Below are 13,299 nucleotides of genomic sequence, written 5' to 3'. Positions count from 1 at the left end.
CTGGCAGGCCTCGGGGGTCAGGCCCGGCAGGGTAGGCAGGGTTCGTGTCAGATTTATTACGCGCGACGCTGCGTGTACCGCGGGATTGAAGAGCGGTCGCTGGCGCGACGGTCGCGTCGCGTTTCAACGCCTCAGTTTCACCACGTCTGTTTCAGCAAGCCTGTTTCAGCAAGCCTGCTCGCCACGCCCGTTCCAGACCACTCGCTCAATCGGCGTAGTCCTTTGCTGCGCGGCCCTGCGCGACGACGACGACGTAGTCGAAACCGAACACGATTTTCTCGAACGCTGCGCCGGCCGACTGGCGCGCCTTGCGCTGGCGTCGCAGCGGATCGACATCGAACACGGTCCAGCCGGACCGGGTCGCATGCTCAATGAAGGGCATGACGCCGAAGTCGCCCATCTCGGCGCGCGCGTCGTAGGGCTGCGTCTTCAGGCTGGCATCGGCGACGAACGGCAGCCAGCGGTTCGCGCTGCCGCCGCCGACGAGGACCAGCACATGCAGCGACGTGCGGCCGTTGCTCGCGGCGAACTCACTGGCGAAGCTGCCGAGGTCGAACAGGTTGGTCGGGCTGATGCCGCGGATCATATGGTTCGCGCCGAAGCGGAACAGCGCGCGCGGCAGGATTTCGCCGGCCTTCTGTGCGGCCCGATAGTAGTCCATGAAATGACGTTTCATCAGCAGCGCGCGCTGGTTGTTCGAGGCGTAACCGTCGGTCTGCTGGCCGCGATAGATCTGTGCGCTCTCGTCGAGTTCGTTGATGAGGCGTGCGGCTTCGCTGCCCGGGCTGGGCTTGACCGCGGCACGCAGCTGCGCGAAGTCGGCGTCGTGCCATTGCAGCAACAGCGTCGGCGCGGTGTCGTGTTCGGCCATGGCCTGCTTGTCTGCGAGCGCGTTGCGCGAGAGCGCGTCGGCGACGGCTTTTTTCGCGGCGCTGGTCGTGGCCAGCGCCTGCAGGCGTTCGAGGATCAGGCGTCCGCTGAACAGGAATTCCTGGTCGAGACCCCACAGACGTTCGCGTCTTTCACCGTGCTGCCAGGCGCTCGCCATGGCGCCGTCCTCCTGAAGATTGAGGAACGGCATCGCGGCGGGATAGTCGCGTGACAGCGCACTCAGGCTCCCTTCGCGCGCCGCGACGGCGGCGCGCTGCGCTGAGTAGGGACCGATTTCGAGTACGAGATTCTGCGGCGTGTCGCGGCCCAGCGATCGGCGCAGCGCAAGCACGAATTCCGGCACTTCGGCAAAGCCATGGTCCTCGCCGATCAGGATGAACTGCGCGCCGCGTGCGCGATCCAGCAAGGCTTTCGCGCCGGCGCCGCCGAGGCCGTCAGCGGCCAGCGTCAGTTCGCTGCGGTGCGTCGTGAGCAGTTCCGACAGCATCTGTTCGGGTGTCTTTTCGACAGGCGCGTCGTTGGCGGAAACGCTGCCGACGACCGCGGCGAGCAGGATGGCGCAGCGCGCCGCGTGATGTGACAGAAGTGGCATGGATTTCCTTCGGTGGATGTCGGACCGGTGACGCGGCCCGTGCCGGTCGGATGCGGTTTCCACCGGCCAGGGTTTAAAGCCGGTTGCGTTGCATCGATCGGAGCACCGGTTGCGCATAGACTGCGCGCGGCACTCCGCCATCGCCCGTACAGGCTCACCAATGACTACGTTGCCGACGCCAGGCACACCGGCACCGTTCGCCGAACTCGCGCTGGCTTTCGCCCAGGCGCTCGTTGCCGAAGACTACGACGCGGCGCAGGCAATGCTGGCCGACGAGCTGCAGTCGACACTGGATGCGCAAGCGCTGGGCTCGCGCTACCAGGCACTGATCGGCGACGGTGACGGTCCGCCGATCGACGTCTCCGTCGTGTCGACGTTGGTGGAATGGCCGGAGCGCCAGGCCGACGATCTGGGCTGGGCCTACGTCGGTATTGCCGGCGAGGACTATGTCGAAGCCATCACGGTGGTCGTGGCACGGCAGGGGAGGATGGCGAAGATCCGCTCGATCGAATGGGGACGGCCGTGATGCCCGAGGCGCGTCACGGCGATCCGCCGCCGCCGCGGCGCACGTTCTCCAGCCGTGCCTTGTCGATCGCCGCGGCAAGGCCGACGCTGCGGCCCGCCAGGTTGGCGACGCGATACTGCACGCTGCTGCCGAGCACCTGCGCTGCTTCTGATGCGTCGAGCCCATAGTCCTGCCGCAGCCATTGCAGCATGCCGTCCGTTGCCGTGCGCAGGGCGTCGTCGAGTGAACCGGCCTGGCCGAGCACGAAGATCTGCCGCGGCGATTCGATGCGCGGCATCGTTATCGCCTTGCCACGTACGAGTTCCACGCGGAACTCGACCTCCATCGAGGTTTCGAGCCCGTACTGCGAGGTCTCGCCGTCGCCCTGCAGCGCGTGCGCATCACCCAGATAGAGCAGGGCGCCGGGCTGGAACACCGGCAGGTAGACCACATTGCCTTCCACCACTTCGTTGAAGTCCATGTTGCCGCCGTTGCGTCCCGTATCGCCGGCGGACATCGGCGGCCAGCCGTCTCCGGGCGCGACGGCGAGGCCGCCGAGCATGGGCCGCAGCGGCACCGTGAACGCCGACAGCGCGCCGCTCGCGTCCTGCGGCGACGCGGTGCCGCGTGCGAGATCCAGCGCCCAGCGCACGGGTTTGCCGAGTGCGGCACTCCTGATCGCCTGCGCTGCGCTGAGCGCGCGCGGCACGATGCCGTCCAGGCTGTCAGCGTAGTCGCGGTTCAGGCGCAGCCGCGTGAGGTGCACGGCGATCGTGTCGCCGGGCGCCGCGCCGGCGATGTAGAACGGACCGGTTTGCGGGTTGCCGTAGAGCGCGCGCGTGACGCCGTGCTCGTCGACGCCGCCCGAATCCAGCGTCGTGGTCCGTACGCTGTCGCCGGGCCATAGGATCAGCACGGGTGCGCGCGTAGCGGAGAATTCGTTGGAATAGGTCGCCGGCGTGAAGACGTGAGTGCGTGGCGGACCGTCGGGACGCGTTGGAATTCGCCGCGCGGTGAAGGTGTGGCGCGCGCGCCGATCCGCATGGTTGGTGTCGGGAAAGTCGGCTTCGCCCGTGATCCGCTCGCCGCTGCGTTTGCCGGTGAAGACGTAGCGTGCTCCGTGCTCGTCGGTGACGGTGAAGCTGAGCACGTCGCCGCGCCGCGAGCCCTGCAGCGCGTCGCCGTCGAGTGTGCCGCTCAGCGTGCGGCTGTCGGTGCGGAGTTCCAGTATCTGGTGACTGGGATTGCCCCAGCGGTCGGTCGTGACTAGCCAGGATTCGTCGGCGGCACCGCTCGTAGTCGCGAATAACAACATATACAAAGATAAAAACAGACGGTGCATCGTGGGCAGTCCTGGTCGGGAATACCTTGCAGATGCGCAGCCGCGCGCTACGGTCGCAGCGGTCATGCGGCCGTGCCGCTGCGCGAACGTCGCGTGCGGCAGGCTGCGTGCGATCAGTCCTGGTCCGACAGCGGCCGGTTCAACTCGGTCTCGCCCAGCCGATGCATTGTCACCGGCCTCCGCTCCGCCGAGATAGCGCTCCCACAACGTTCCCGCGGCAGCGTGGCCCGTTGGCCCTGATCCAGCCCATGAATTCGCCCCAGCCGCCGCCGAGGCCTTCGTAGCCGCCGCGATAGATCGCGCGCGCGGCCGTCGCCGACGGGATCGGTCCGGGTTGCACGCGTTCGGCCGTTGCTATTGGTTTGCGCACCGGGAAGCCGACGTCCAAGTCGAAGGTGTCGGTCGGACTGCGGTGGTGAAAGTTATACATCGGCCCGACCGGGCCAGCGTCCTGCGCGCCGATCACAGCCAGCAGCTCGCTGATCGCTGCGCCATGATCGTCGGCATTTCCTCGCGCGGTATCGTGAAGCGGATGACAGCAGACTGCTGGGCCGGGCTGCTGACGATTTGCGGCGTGTCGATCATGGCGTGCTCCTCAAGGTCGGGAATCCCATCCTAGCGCTATGTTCCGCGATTGCTATCAAATGATTCCCGTATAGTGCCTAGCGTCAGGTCTGTGCCCCGCGTAGCCCGTGTGCTCATCACGCCGGCTCTCGCGAGGGAATACTTGGGCGATTTCTTCACCGAAATGGCAAGGATAGGCGCGAGCGCTCCAGATAAGCGATTGGCACAATGCGCGTTGCGTGGCCCCTTTGGGAATACGGACGTGCGACTGCGCACCTGGCTGTGGCAAGTGCGCAGGGTGTTCAAGGTACGTTGACGCAGGTGTAGGGGGGGGCGAGAACGCCACAGTCCGTGCTGTTGGAGATGCTGTAGACCACTGGCGTCGGCGGCGACTGCGATACTCGTCCGGCCATGGTTCCTGTGGCTTGCAGGTCCACGAATGTATTGCCGCTGAAGGTAATGCCGCTGGTCGCAATGTCGTTGCCCGGCGTCAACGGCGTATTGTCGTTGGCATCCGGATAGAGGATGGCTCCGTAGCCGATGCCGCCTTCGCCTTGGCCTTCGTTCGAGAAAGTGTTGTTGCTGATGCTGACGTTCTGCGACTCGCTGAGAAACAGGCCCGACAGATAGCGTCCGATCTGCGTGATGTCCTTGCCGCCGGTACCGCTGCCCTCGCTGAGGTTGCCGGTGACGGAGCAGTTGAGACAGCTGTTTACGCCGTAGTTGTGCATAAGGCTGCCATACACTTTGTTCGAGTTGATCGTGACGTTGCTGAACATCGACGTGAAGCCGCCACTCGTGTTGGCATTAAGTGTCTCGACGCCGCCGCGCGAACGATGGACCTGGTTGCCGGATATGGTGATGTGGTGCGACAGCGGCTTGCCGACATCGGCGGGAAGCGGATCGTCCGAGAGAACGCCAATGCCCGCGCCGTCGGAGTTTTGGACGGTCGAATTCTCGATGCTGGAATGGCTTACGTTGTTGTAAAAAGCGAAGCCGATGTCGCGGATGTCTTCGACGCGCAGGTTGTAGGCGTGCGCATTGGTCGTGCCGTGCGCGAACTGGACTGAGTTGCCGCCGTCGATGATCTTCAGGTCGCGCAGCGTCACGCCATCGGCGCCATCGATCGAGACAGGCCAGTTGTAGGTGTTGCGTATCGTGAGGCCGCGCACCGTCAGATTCTGGATCCCGGTCGAATAGGGGCCAAGCGTAGGTCCGCCGGCGACGACCCCGCCGATGCAGCACTCATCCTGATTGACACGGTTCCCGTCGATGACGCCGCGTCCGCTGATCGTGACGTTCTTCGAGTTATCGGCGACCTGGATCACGCCTATCTGGCGGGTATCGGCGGGCACGACACCGGTGGAGCCGGAATTTGTCTGAGAGGCAAGGAACAAGGTGCCGTCGAGAATGACCTCGACCGGTGCTGGACTCGCTCCCGTATTGGTGATCAGGAGCACGCGCCGGTCCTTGTTGGTTACGGAGGGTGAGGTCTCGCAACCCGGGACGATGCAGCGATCCGTAACGAGATAGTTTTTGCCGACGGCGTTGCGGGGAACATAGGTGACGCCGCCGAGCGCGATCTCGCTGTTGATCGTATCCGTATCATCGGTCACGCCGTCACCGATGGCAGCCGAGATCCGGTGGGGAACCCGAAGCTCGCCCGACCCGTCGAGCAGTGGCCAGTTGCTGCCGGCCGGATAGGCATAGGCGTACAGTGTCTGGCCCGCGTATGTTGTGCGCATTGCCGGAGTTATCGGCACCGCGAATCGACGTGTGTTGCCGCCACAGCCAGGAAACGATTCCCCGTATTCGGGCGGCCCATTCGCAGGGGATTGATACGCGACCAATGTTCCAGCCGGGAGCGGGCCGCCGGCGTAGATGTGGACATCGATAGCGCTCGCATTGTTGCGCTGGCAAACCCAGCCCTGAACGATCAGGTTCTGGGTTACGGCGTCGTACGCATACCCGTCCACACGGCCGAATGTCGGTTCGACGACCGGACCTACCGAAATGGCGAGCAGGCCCTGCAGCAAGGAATTGAAGAGACTCATGGAAGGCACCTCGGAATGAATGGTGGTGCTTCGCGATACCATCCACCCTGGGCACCGCGCGCGGGGCTATTTTGTCAGTGTTGAATCTCAATGGATGCGATGCCGGCACGCGAACACGAATACGCTGCGCGCGATCTCGTGTTTGACGAACAGTGTTTCAGAAGGATGCGCTGAGCGAGTTGTAGCGCCGCTGCATTTCCTCGGCGCTGACGGCTTCGATGCTGTGGCCGATGTTCCAGCGATGGCCGAACGGGTCGCGGATGACGCCGGAGCGCTCGCCGTAGAACTGGTCCCTGGCCGGCATCAGCACGCTGGCGCCGGCGGCGACGGCGCGGTCGATCAGCGCGTCCGCATCGTCCACATGGATATGCAGGCTCACGCTCGTGCCGGTGGCGGGATCCGGGCGGCGGATGTCGTATTCGGGATATTCCTCGCAGAGCATGAGCACGCCGGCGCCGAGGTCGACTTCGGCATGGCCGATGCGGCCGCCGGGTTCGACCAGCCGCAGTTTCTCGGTGCCGCCGAATACCTCGCTGTAGAACGCAATGGCAGCGGCCGCGTCGCTGACGCAGAGATAGGGAAACAGTTCGTGCACGGTCATGGCGCGCTCCAGTGGGGACTCAGCGCCGACCTTACGCGTCGCGGCGACGGCCGTCTTGAACGGAATTGACTGGCGCGGTTGCGCAGGCGACGTGATGGGCCGATGCGCTGGCGGCCGCGCGCCAGGCTTGTGGCGTCAGGCCAGTGAATTCCCGGAACTCGCGATTGAAATGGGCCTGATCGCTGTAGCCGGCGGCGAGTGCGGCATCGCGCCAGGATGCGGATGGGTTTCCGGCGGCAAGCACCTGCTGCAGGCGCAGCAAGCGTGTGTAGCGCTTGGGTGCGAATCCGGCGTTGGCACGGAACTGGGCAATGAAATACCGGTGGCTGCAGCCGATGGCCTCGACCAGCCTGCCGACATCGCCGCTCCGCAGCGCCGCCAGGGCCTGCGCGATCGGTGTGTGCAGCGCGCGTATCGGACGCAGCTGGCCCAGCAGGAAGGCCTGCAGCGTGGCGATCTGGCGTTGCTCGTCAGTCTCGGTCGAGAGGTCTTGCCGCAGCTGCGTGGCGGCGTCTCCGCACAGCGCTTCGAGCGCGACATGCCGATTGCTCAACGCGTCCGCGCGACAGCCGAACAGGGCCGGTGCGGCGCCGGGGCGCAGCAGCGCGCCGACCGAGCGCGACGGCTGCGAGGTGTCCTTGAAGTAGGGGCGGTCGCGCGATCCGGCGACGACGGCGTTCGCGACGAGCCAGCCGCGTGTATCGGCGGCGTCGGCGTAGAGGCGCAGTCCCTCGCCGTCGAGCCGCACGGCGACATGCATCCGACCGCTGGGCAACACGCGTTCGCGCGCCGCCGGTGCCGCTTGCGCGGCGCGTGCCCAGAACCCCTCGACGTAGGGACACAGCGCAGCGGCGGTGGGGGCGGTCAGCATGCGACGAGCATATCGCGCCTGGCGATGCTGATCGCTACCGCTGACGGATCAGCCCGATTGGGTCAGGGCCTGCAACAGATCGGCCTGGTTTTCCTGGGTCAGGCGCTGGATCAGATCGTCAAGGTCGCCCTCGACGATTTCGGGCAGCCGGTACAGGGTCAGGCCCTCGACGCGGTGGTCGGTGATGCGGCCTTGTGGAAAATTGTAGGTTCGGATGCGCTGGCTGCGGTCGCCCGAGCCGACCTGCAGGCGCCGGTTCTCGGCCTGTTCCGCCGCTTGTTTGGAGCGTTCTGCGTCGAGCAGCCGCGCCTTGAGCAGCGAGAGAGCGCGCGCGCGATTCTTGTGCTGGCTGCGCTCGTCCTGGCATTCGACGACGATGCCGCTGGGCAGGTGGGTCATGCGGATCGCGGAGTCGGTCTTGTTGACGTGCTGGCCGCCGGCGCCGGAGGCGCGGAACGTATCGACCTTGATGTCGGCGTCCTTGATGTCGATCTCGTCCACTTCGTCCATTTCGGGAAGAATGGCCACGGTTGCGGCGGACGTGTGGATACGGCCCTGGGCTTCGGTCGCCGGCACGCGCTGCACGCGATGGGTGCCCGATTCGAACTTGAGCCGGGCGAAAGCCGCCTTGCCCTCGACGCGGGCGATGACTTCCTTGTAGCCACCGTGTTCGCCGGGACTGGCCGAGATGATTTCCACGTTCCAGCGCTGACGTTCGGCGTAGCGGCTGTACATGCGGAACAGATCGCCGGCGAAGATCGCGGCCTCGTCGCCGCCAGTGCCGGCGCGCACTTCGAGGAACAGGTTGGCGTCGTCGCGCGGGTCCTTCGGGATCAGCAGGATCTGCAACTCCTTGTCGAGCGCGTCGCGCGTGGCCTGCAGTTGCGGCAGCTCGGCCTCGGCGAGTTCCTTCATCTCCGGATCCTTGAGCAGCGACTGGGCCGACGCGAACGCGGCCTCGTTCGCGTCGTAGGACTTCAACGCGGCGGCTACCGGTTCGAGCTGGGCGTATTCGCGGTTGAGCGCGCGGAAACGGTTCGTGTCGGCGGCGGCGTCGGGCTGCGCGAGCAGCGCGCCGACCTCCTCGAAGCGCTCGGCCAGTTGTTCGAGCTTGCGGCGGATGCTGGGGCTCATGCGTCTTTTTCGTCGTTGGCGGCGGCGCGGTCGAACAGGCGGGCGGCTGCCTGGACCAGCTCGCCGTCGCCGCGCAGCGTGGCCGCGCGCAGGTTGGCGCTCGGCGCATGCAGCAGCTTGTTGGTCAATGTGTTGGCGAGATACGCCAGCGTTTCTTCCGCGGTCCGGCCGCGTGCAAGCATGGCGGTGGCGCGGGCCAGCACGTCGTCGCGCTCGGCCTCGGCCTGGCGGCGCAGATCCTGTACCGGATTGCCGTGTTCCAGCGCGCGGCGCCAGGCCATGTAGCGTTCGACCTGCAGGTCGATGATGGCTTCGGCTTCGCGCGCGGCAGCTTCGCGCGAACGCAGGTTGTCGTCGATCACCTGTTTCAGATCGTCAATCGTATACAGATAGGCATCGTCCACGTCGGCGACGGAGGCCTCGATGTCGCGCGGCACGGCGATGTCGACGAGGAACATGGGCTTGCGCCGGCGCCGCTTGAGCGCGGCCTCGACCATGGCGCGGGTCAGCACCGGTTCGCGGCTCGCGGTCGAGGAAATGACGATGTCGGCTTCGGCCAGATGCGCGGGCAGGTCGGACAGCGCGATCGCGTAGCCGCCGCAGCGCTGGGCGAGGCCCTGTGCGTGGTCGAGCGTGCGGTTGGCGACGATGAGGCGGCGCACCTTGGCGTCGCTGAGGTGGCGCGCCGCGAGGTCGATCGTTTCGCCGGCACCGATCAGCAGCACGCAGGCACCGGCGAGATCGGCGAAGCGCTGCTCGGCCAGGCGCACGGCGGTGTAGGCGACCGATACCGGGCTCGCGCCGATTCGCGTGTCGGTGCGCACGCGCTTGGCTACGGCGAAGGTGTGCTGCAGCATGCGTTCCATCGGTGCCTTCAGGGTGCGCGCGCTGCGCGCGACCTGGTAGGCGTCCTTGACCTGGCCGAGGATCTGCGGCTCGCCCAGGACCAGCGAGTCGAGTCCCGTGGCGACGCGGAACATATGCCGCACCGCCGCTTCGTCGTCATGCCGGTAAAGGAACTCGTCGAGGCGACCGCGGGTCAGCTGGTGATGCTGGTGCAGCCAGTCGGCCGGCACGATCTGCGCGCCGTCGGCGACTGAACAGTAGAGTTCGGTACGGTTGCAGGTGGAGAGGATCAGGGCTTCTTCGATGCCGGCCTGGGCGGCGAGCTCTTCGAGCGCGGGCCGGGCTTGTTCGGGACCGAACGCGACTTTTTCGCGCAGATCCAGCGGAGCGGTGATGTGATTGAGACCGAGGGCTAGCAATGCCATGTATGCGGGGCCGCGCGGGCAACAATCAGCTAAGCTTGGACGCGAAAGGGCCCCCTGGGGCGCCCGAGTACGGCATTCTGCTGCCGCGTTGCACAAAATCGCGACTAGTGTGCGGTCGCGATCCAGCAAGATCAAGCAAGCCTTCCCGACAGGGGCGGGCATCGATGATGGTGGATGTGGATGAAATTTCGCGCTGATCGCGCTATGACCGTGCTACGGCTCTTCGCTTTCGCGGCCGCCGTCGCGCTGACCGCCTGTACGGCGACGCCCGTGCGACAAACTGCCGCGCAGCCGGGTCAGGCCGTCGTGGCCCCGACGGCGCTGGAGGAAGACCTGCTCGCGCAGATGCTGGGCGGCGAATTCGCGCTCGGCCAGGCGGACATTGCCGCTTCGGCCCGGCACTACGCCCGCGCCGCCGTCCTCAGCAAGGACCCGCAGGTCGCCGCGCATGCGACCCGGCTGGCGCTGGTCGCGAAGGACTGGACGCTCGCGCGCGAATCACTGGCGCGCTGGCGCAGCCTCAAGCCGGACGATCCGGGCCAGACCCAGGTAGAGGCCAGCCTGGCCCTCAGCGACGGCAATGCCGACCTCGCGTTCCAGTCGCTGTCCCGTCTGCTCGCGTTGCCGAACCAGCAGGGCTGGCGGTTGTTGGGCCAGGTGCTGCTGGGAACGAACGACAAGGCGACCGCGGCGACGCTGCTGCAGCGCCTGGCGACGCCACTGAGTCTCGCCGGCGCGCCGGAGGAAACCTGGATCGCGATGAGCCAGCTCGCGTTCAAGCTGGACGCCAAGCCCTATTCGCGCCAGCTCGCCGACGCTGCGCTGAAGAAATTCACGAGTGCGCCGGCGTACGGGTGGTCGGCCCAGCTCGCCGTCGACGAGGGCGACAAGACTCGCGCCGGTCGCGACTACCAGGAAGCGATCCAGCGCGCCCCCAAGGACATACGCCTGCGTGCCTCCTACGCACTGATGCTGGGCCAGCAGGGCGACAACAAGGGCGCGGCCAAGCTCCTCGCTGACGGCCCGCAGGACGACTACAGCTACGCCGCCCGCGCCGCCTACGTCGCGCGTTCCAACGACAAGAGCCTGATCCAGTCGCTGTACGACGAGCTCAAGGGGCGTCCGTCCGAGGAGCGCGCCGCACGGGCGCACCTGCTCGGCCAGCTGGCCGAGATGCTCGAGCAGAAAGCCGCCGCGCTGAGCTGGTACGAACAGGTCACCGTGGACGACGAGGACTGGTTCTCGAGCCAGGTGCGCATCGCCGTGCTCGTCGACGATCAGGGCAAGCACGACCAGGCGATGGCGCTCGCTCATGAGCTGCAGCAGCGTGTCGGCGACCTGCCCACCGCGCTGGTCGATGCGTTCATGCTCGAAGCGGAACTGCTAGCCAAGCGCGATCAGCACGAAGCGGCGCAGGCCGTCTATGCACGCGGTCTCCAGCAGATGCCGGACGATACGCGCCTGCTTTATGCGCGTGCCCTGCACGCCGCGGCCAATGGCATGGTTGAAAGCGCCGAGGCGGACCTGCGCCGCGTGCTCCAACTCAAGCCTGACGACATCGATGCGACCAATGCGCTCGGCTACACCCTGGCCGACGCAAACCGCAAGCTCGACGAGGCGCTGATGCTGATCGAGCGCGCGCTGGCGGCCCGCCCCGAGGACGCCGCGGTCATCGATTCCTACGGCTGGGTGCTGTACCGCCGCGGCGATCTGAGCGGTGCCGAGAAGGCGCTGCGCCGTGCGTTCGAAAAGCAGTCCGACGGCGAGATCGCCTCGCATCTGGGTGAGGTGCTCTGGGTGCAGGGCAAGCGCGACGAAGCGCGCACCGTGTTCGATCAGGCGCGAAAGAAAGACGCGAAGAACAAGTCTGTCGTCGAGGCCATGCGCAGGCTGGGCGTCTGATGCCGGCACGCGCGGGATTTTCTGCAGCGCGGCTGCTGGTAATCGTGCTGGCGCTGGGGCTGGCCGCGTGCGCGCCGCTGCGCCTGCGTGAAGACGATTCGACGCTCGGCGCGCAGAGAGCGCGTGAAACGGCCGTGCTGGCGCAGACGCGCTGGCAGTTCAGCGGCCGCATCGCCGTCAGCAACGGCGACGATGGCGGCAATGCCGACGTGGAATGGCGCCAGGACGGCGGACGCTACGACCTGCGCCTGCGTGCGCCGGTCAGTGGCAAGAACTGGCGCCTGCACGGCGATGCACGTTCGGCCACGCTCGAAGGCGTGCGCGGACAGGCGCTGACCGGCAGCAATGCGGCCGAACTGCTGGCCCGCGAGGCGAACTGGCAACTGCCGGTGGCAGAGCTGGAATACTGGGTGCGCGGCCTGCGCGCACCGGGCAGGGCGGCCGAGCTGATCTTCGACGAGGCGCAGCGTCCGACAAAGCTGCTGCAGTCGGGCTGGACCATCGAATACCGCGACTATTTCGCTGACCTTGAGCCGGCCTTGCCGCGCAAGGTGTTCGCGACCAAGGGCAAGCACCGGGTACGCCTGTTCGTCGAGGACTGGCAGGTGCAATGAATAGCTGGAGCAGCTGGCCCGCCCCGGCCAAGCTCAACCTGTTCCTGCAGATCACAGGGCGGCGGGACGATGGCTATCACCTGCTGCAGACCGTGTTCCAGTTGCTGGACAGGGGCGATACGGTGCGCCTGCGGATGCGCGACGACGGTCGCGTGGAGCGCCGGAGCGAGCTGGCCGGGGTTGCGCCGGCGCAGGACCTGGTCGTGCGCGCTGCGCTGACCCTCAAGCCGTATGCATCCGCCGGTGCCGGCGCAGATATCGCGGTCGACAAGCGCCTGCCGCTGGGTGGCGGACTCGGCGGGGGCAGCTCGGACGCGGCCACGGTGCTGGTCGCGCTCAACCGGCTCTGGGACTGCGGCCTGGCCCCCGAGGCGCTGGCTCAGCTCGGTCTGTCGTTGGGCGCGGACGTGCCAGTGTTCGTGCTGGGGCGCTCGGCCTGGGCCGAAGGCGTCGGAGAAGCCCTGACTCCGCTGGCATTGCCGGAGCCCTGGTACGTCGTCGTCGATCCGAAAACTCCTGTGCCAACCGCGCCGTTATTCCAGGTCGCGGAATTGACACGCGATGCCCGCGCCACGACAATTCCGCGCTTCCTTGCTGGGGCTGAGACCTCGAACGTGTTCGAGCCAGTGGTCAGCGCGCGCTACCCCGCGGTAGCAGCAGCGTTGCAATGGCTTGAACCGTACGGTCGCCCGCGTTTGTCCGGCTCCGGTGGCTGCGTCTTCGTTGACGTGGAGGCCGAAGCCGAGGCAGTGGCGCTGGCGGCAGCTTGTCCTCGGGAATGGTCGGCCTGGGCCGCGCGCGGTGTGAACCGTTCGCCGCTGCTGGCCGCACTGGAAAGTTTCGCTGCTGGGGCGTCGCCAAGTCGGTAAGGCACGGGATTTTGATTCCCGCATCCGTAGGTTCGAGTCCTACCGCCCCAGCCATTAGCATTACGAAAACGAATCACCCAAAGCACTGG

12 protein-coding genes and 1 tRNA gene are annotated in these 13,299 nt (G+C 66.6%); 5 read left to right on the top strand and 8 right to left on the bottom strand.

Going from position 1 to position 13,299, the window contains the following annotated elements:
* Window positions 1-205: 205 nt before the first annotated feature.
* Window positions 206-1,483, bottom strand: a complete 1,278-nt coding sequence (locus tag RUU78_RS13405; RefSeq protein ID WP_313917386.1) for a hypothetical protein — start codon at window positions 1,481-1,483, stop codon at window positions 206-208.
* A gap of 160 nt (window positions 1,484-1,643) precedes the next feature.
* Between RUU78_RS13405 and RUU78_RS13400 the strand changes: the two genes are divergently transcribed.
* Entirely contained in the window at window positions 1,644-2,009 is a 366-nt protein-coding gene (locus tag RUU78_RS13400; RefSeq protein WP_313917384.1) for a hypothetical protein, read from the top strand.
* 13 nt (window positions 2,010-2,022) lie between these two features.
* Here the strand turns inward: RUU78_RS13400 and RUU78_RS13395 are convergent, their stop codons facing one another.
* From RUU78_RS13395 to hemA, 7 genes are all read right to left on the bottom strand, one after another.
* The gene (locus tag RUU78_RS13395) at window positions 2,023-3,330 is read right to left on the bottom strand and encodes an acetamidase/formamidase family protein (RefSeq protein ID WP_313917382.1); all 1,308 of its coding nucleotides are present in this window, start codon (window positions 3,328-3,330) and stop codon (window positions 2,023-2,025) included.
* Between the two features lie 462 nt (window positions 3,331-3,792).
* The gene (locus tag RUU78_RS13390; RefSeq protein ID WP_313917380.1) at window positions 3,793-3,915 is read right to left on the bottom strand and encodes a hypothetical protein; all 123 of its coding nucleotides are present in this window, start codon (window positions 3,913-3,915) and stop codon (window positions 3,793-3,795) included.
* Window positions 3,916-4,196: 281 nt separating this feature from the next.
* On the bottom strand, window positions 4,197-5,948 hold the full coding sequence (locus RUU78_RS13385; RefSeq protein WP_313917378.1) for a hypothetical protein: 1,752 nt from the start codon (window positions 5,946-5,948) through the stop codon (window positions 4,197-4,199).
* A gap of 157 nt (window positions 5,949-6,105) precedes the next feature.
* Complete coding sequence (locus RUU78_RS13380; RefSeq protein ID WP_313917376.1) at window positions 6,106-6,549, bottom strand: VOC family protein; 444 nt, start codon at window positions 6,547-6,549, stop codon at window positions 6,106-6,108.
* Between the two features lie 31 nt (window positions 6,550-6,580).
* Window positions 6,581-7,420, bottom strand: coding sequence for an AraC family transcriptional regulator (locus RUU78_RS13375; protein WP_313917374.1), 840 nt, complete (start codon window positions 7,418-7,420; stop codon window positions 6,581-6,583).
* A gap of 48 nt (window positions 7,421-7,468) precedes the next feature.
* On the bottom strand, window positions 7,469-8,554 hold the full coding sequence (gene prfA / locus RUU78_RS13370; protein WP_313917372.1) for a peptide chain release factor 1: 1,086 nt from the start codon (window positions 8,552-8,554) through the stop codon (window positions 7,469-7,471).
* Window positions 8,551-9,825, bottom strand: a complete 1,275-nt coding sequence (gene hemA, locus RUU78_RS13365; RefSeq protein ID WP_313917371.1) for a glutamyl-tRNA reductase — start codon at window positions 9,823-9,825, stop codon at window positions 8,551-8,553. Before hemA ends, prfA begins: the two co-directional genes overlap by 4 nt.
* Window positions 9,826-10,095: 270 nt before the next feature.
* Here hemA and RUU78_RS13360 point away from each other — a divergent pair, with 270 nt between their 5' ends.
* The 4 genes from RUU78_RS13360 to RUU78_RS13345 all read left to right on the top strand — a co-directional run bounded on the left by RUU78_RS13360 (window position 10,096) and on the right by RUU78_RS13345 (window position 13,264).
* Window positions 10,096-11,727 carry a tetratricopeptide repeat protein gene (locus RUU78_RS13360; RefSeq protein WP_313917369.1) on the top strand — a complete coding sequence of 544 codons (1,632 nt, stop codon included), beginning with the start codon at window positions 10,096-10,098 and terminating at the stop codon, window positions 11,725-11,727.
* A complete protein-coding gene (gene lolB, locus RUU78_RS13355; protein WP_313917367.1) occupies window positions 11,727-12,341 on the top strand; it encodes a lipoprotein insertase outer membrane protein LolB in 615 nt (204 codons plus the stop codon). Before RUU78_RS13360 ends, lolB begins: the two co-directional genes overlap by 1 nt.
* Window positions 12,338-13,210, top strand: coding sequence for a 4-(cytidine 5'-diphospho)-2-C-methyl-D-erythritol kinase (gene ispE, locus RUU78_RS13350; RefSeq protein ID WP_313917365.1), 873 nt, complete (start codon window positions 12,338-12,340; stop codon window positions 13,208-13,210). The genes lolB and ispE overlap by 4 nt, the downstream gene beginning before the upstream one ends.
* A tRNA-Gln gene (locus RUU78_RS13345) sits at window positions 13,189-13,264 on the top strand. The genes ispE and RUU78_RS13345 overlap by 22 nt, the downstream gene beginning before the upstream one ends.
* Window positions 13,265-13,299: the final 35 nt, after the last annotated feature.

Source organism: Tahibacter sp. (assembly GCF_032229445.1).
Lineage (GTDB): Bacteria > Pseudomonadota > Gammaproteobacteria > Xanthomonadales > Rhodanobacteraceae > Tahibacter.
Note: the sequence above shows the minus strand (reverse complement) of the source record. Positions and strands in the feature narration are given on the sequence as shown.

Excerpts from the sequence above, each read along its gene's own strand:
- RUU78_RS13405 (WP_313917386.1), bottom strand. The coding sequence starts at position 1,483 with ATGCCACTTCTGTCACATCACGCGGCGCGCTGCGCCATCCTGCTCGCC.
- RUU78_RS13400 (WP_313917384.1), top strand. The coding sequence starts at position 1,644 with ATGACTACGTTGCCGACGCCAGGCACACCGGCACCGTTCGCCGAACTC.
- RUU78_RS13395 (WP_313917382.1), bottom strand. The coding sequence starts at position 3,330 with ATGCACCGTCTGTTTTTATCTTTGTATATGTTGTTATTCGCGACTACG.
- RUU78_RS13390 (WP_313917380.1), bottom strand. The coding sequence starts at position 3,915 with ATGATCGACACGCCGCAAATCGTCAGCAGCCCGGCCCAGCAGTCTGCT.
- RUU78_RS13385 (WP_313917378.1), bottom strand. The coding sequence starts at position 5,948 with ATGAGTCTCTTCAATTCCTTGCTGCAGGGCCTGCTCGCCATTTCGGTA.
- RUU78_RS13380 (WP_313917376.1), bottom strand. The coding sequence starts at position 6,549 with ATGACCGTGCACGAACTGTTTCCCTATCTCTGCGTCAGCGACGCGGCC.
- RUU78_RS13375 (WP_313917374.1), bottom strand. The coding sequence starts at position 7,420 with ATGCTGACCGCCCCCACCGCCGCTGCGCTGTGTCCCTACGTCGAGGGG.
- prfA (WP_313917372.1), bottom strand. The coding sequence starts at position 8,554 with ATGAGCCCCAGCATCCGCCGCAAGCTCGAACAACTGGCCGAGCGCTTC.
- hemA (WP_313917371.1), bottom strand. The coding sequence starts at position 9,825 with ATGGCATTGCTAGCCCTCGGTCTCAATCACATCACCGCTCCGCTGGAT.
- lolB (WP_313917367.1), top strand. The coding sequence starts at position 11,727 with ATGCCGGCACGCGCGGGATTTTCTGCAGCGCGGCTGCTGGTAATCGTG.
- ispE (WP_313917365.1), top strand. The coding sequence starts at position 12,338 with ATGAATAGCTGGAGCAGCTGGCCCGCCCCGGCCAAGCTCAACCTGTTC.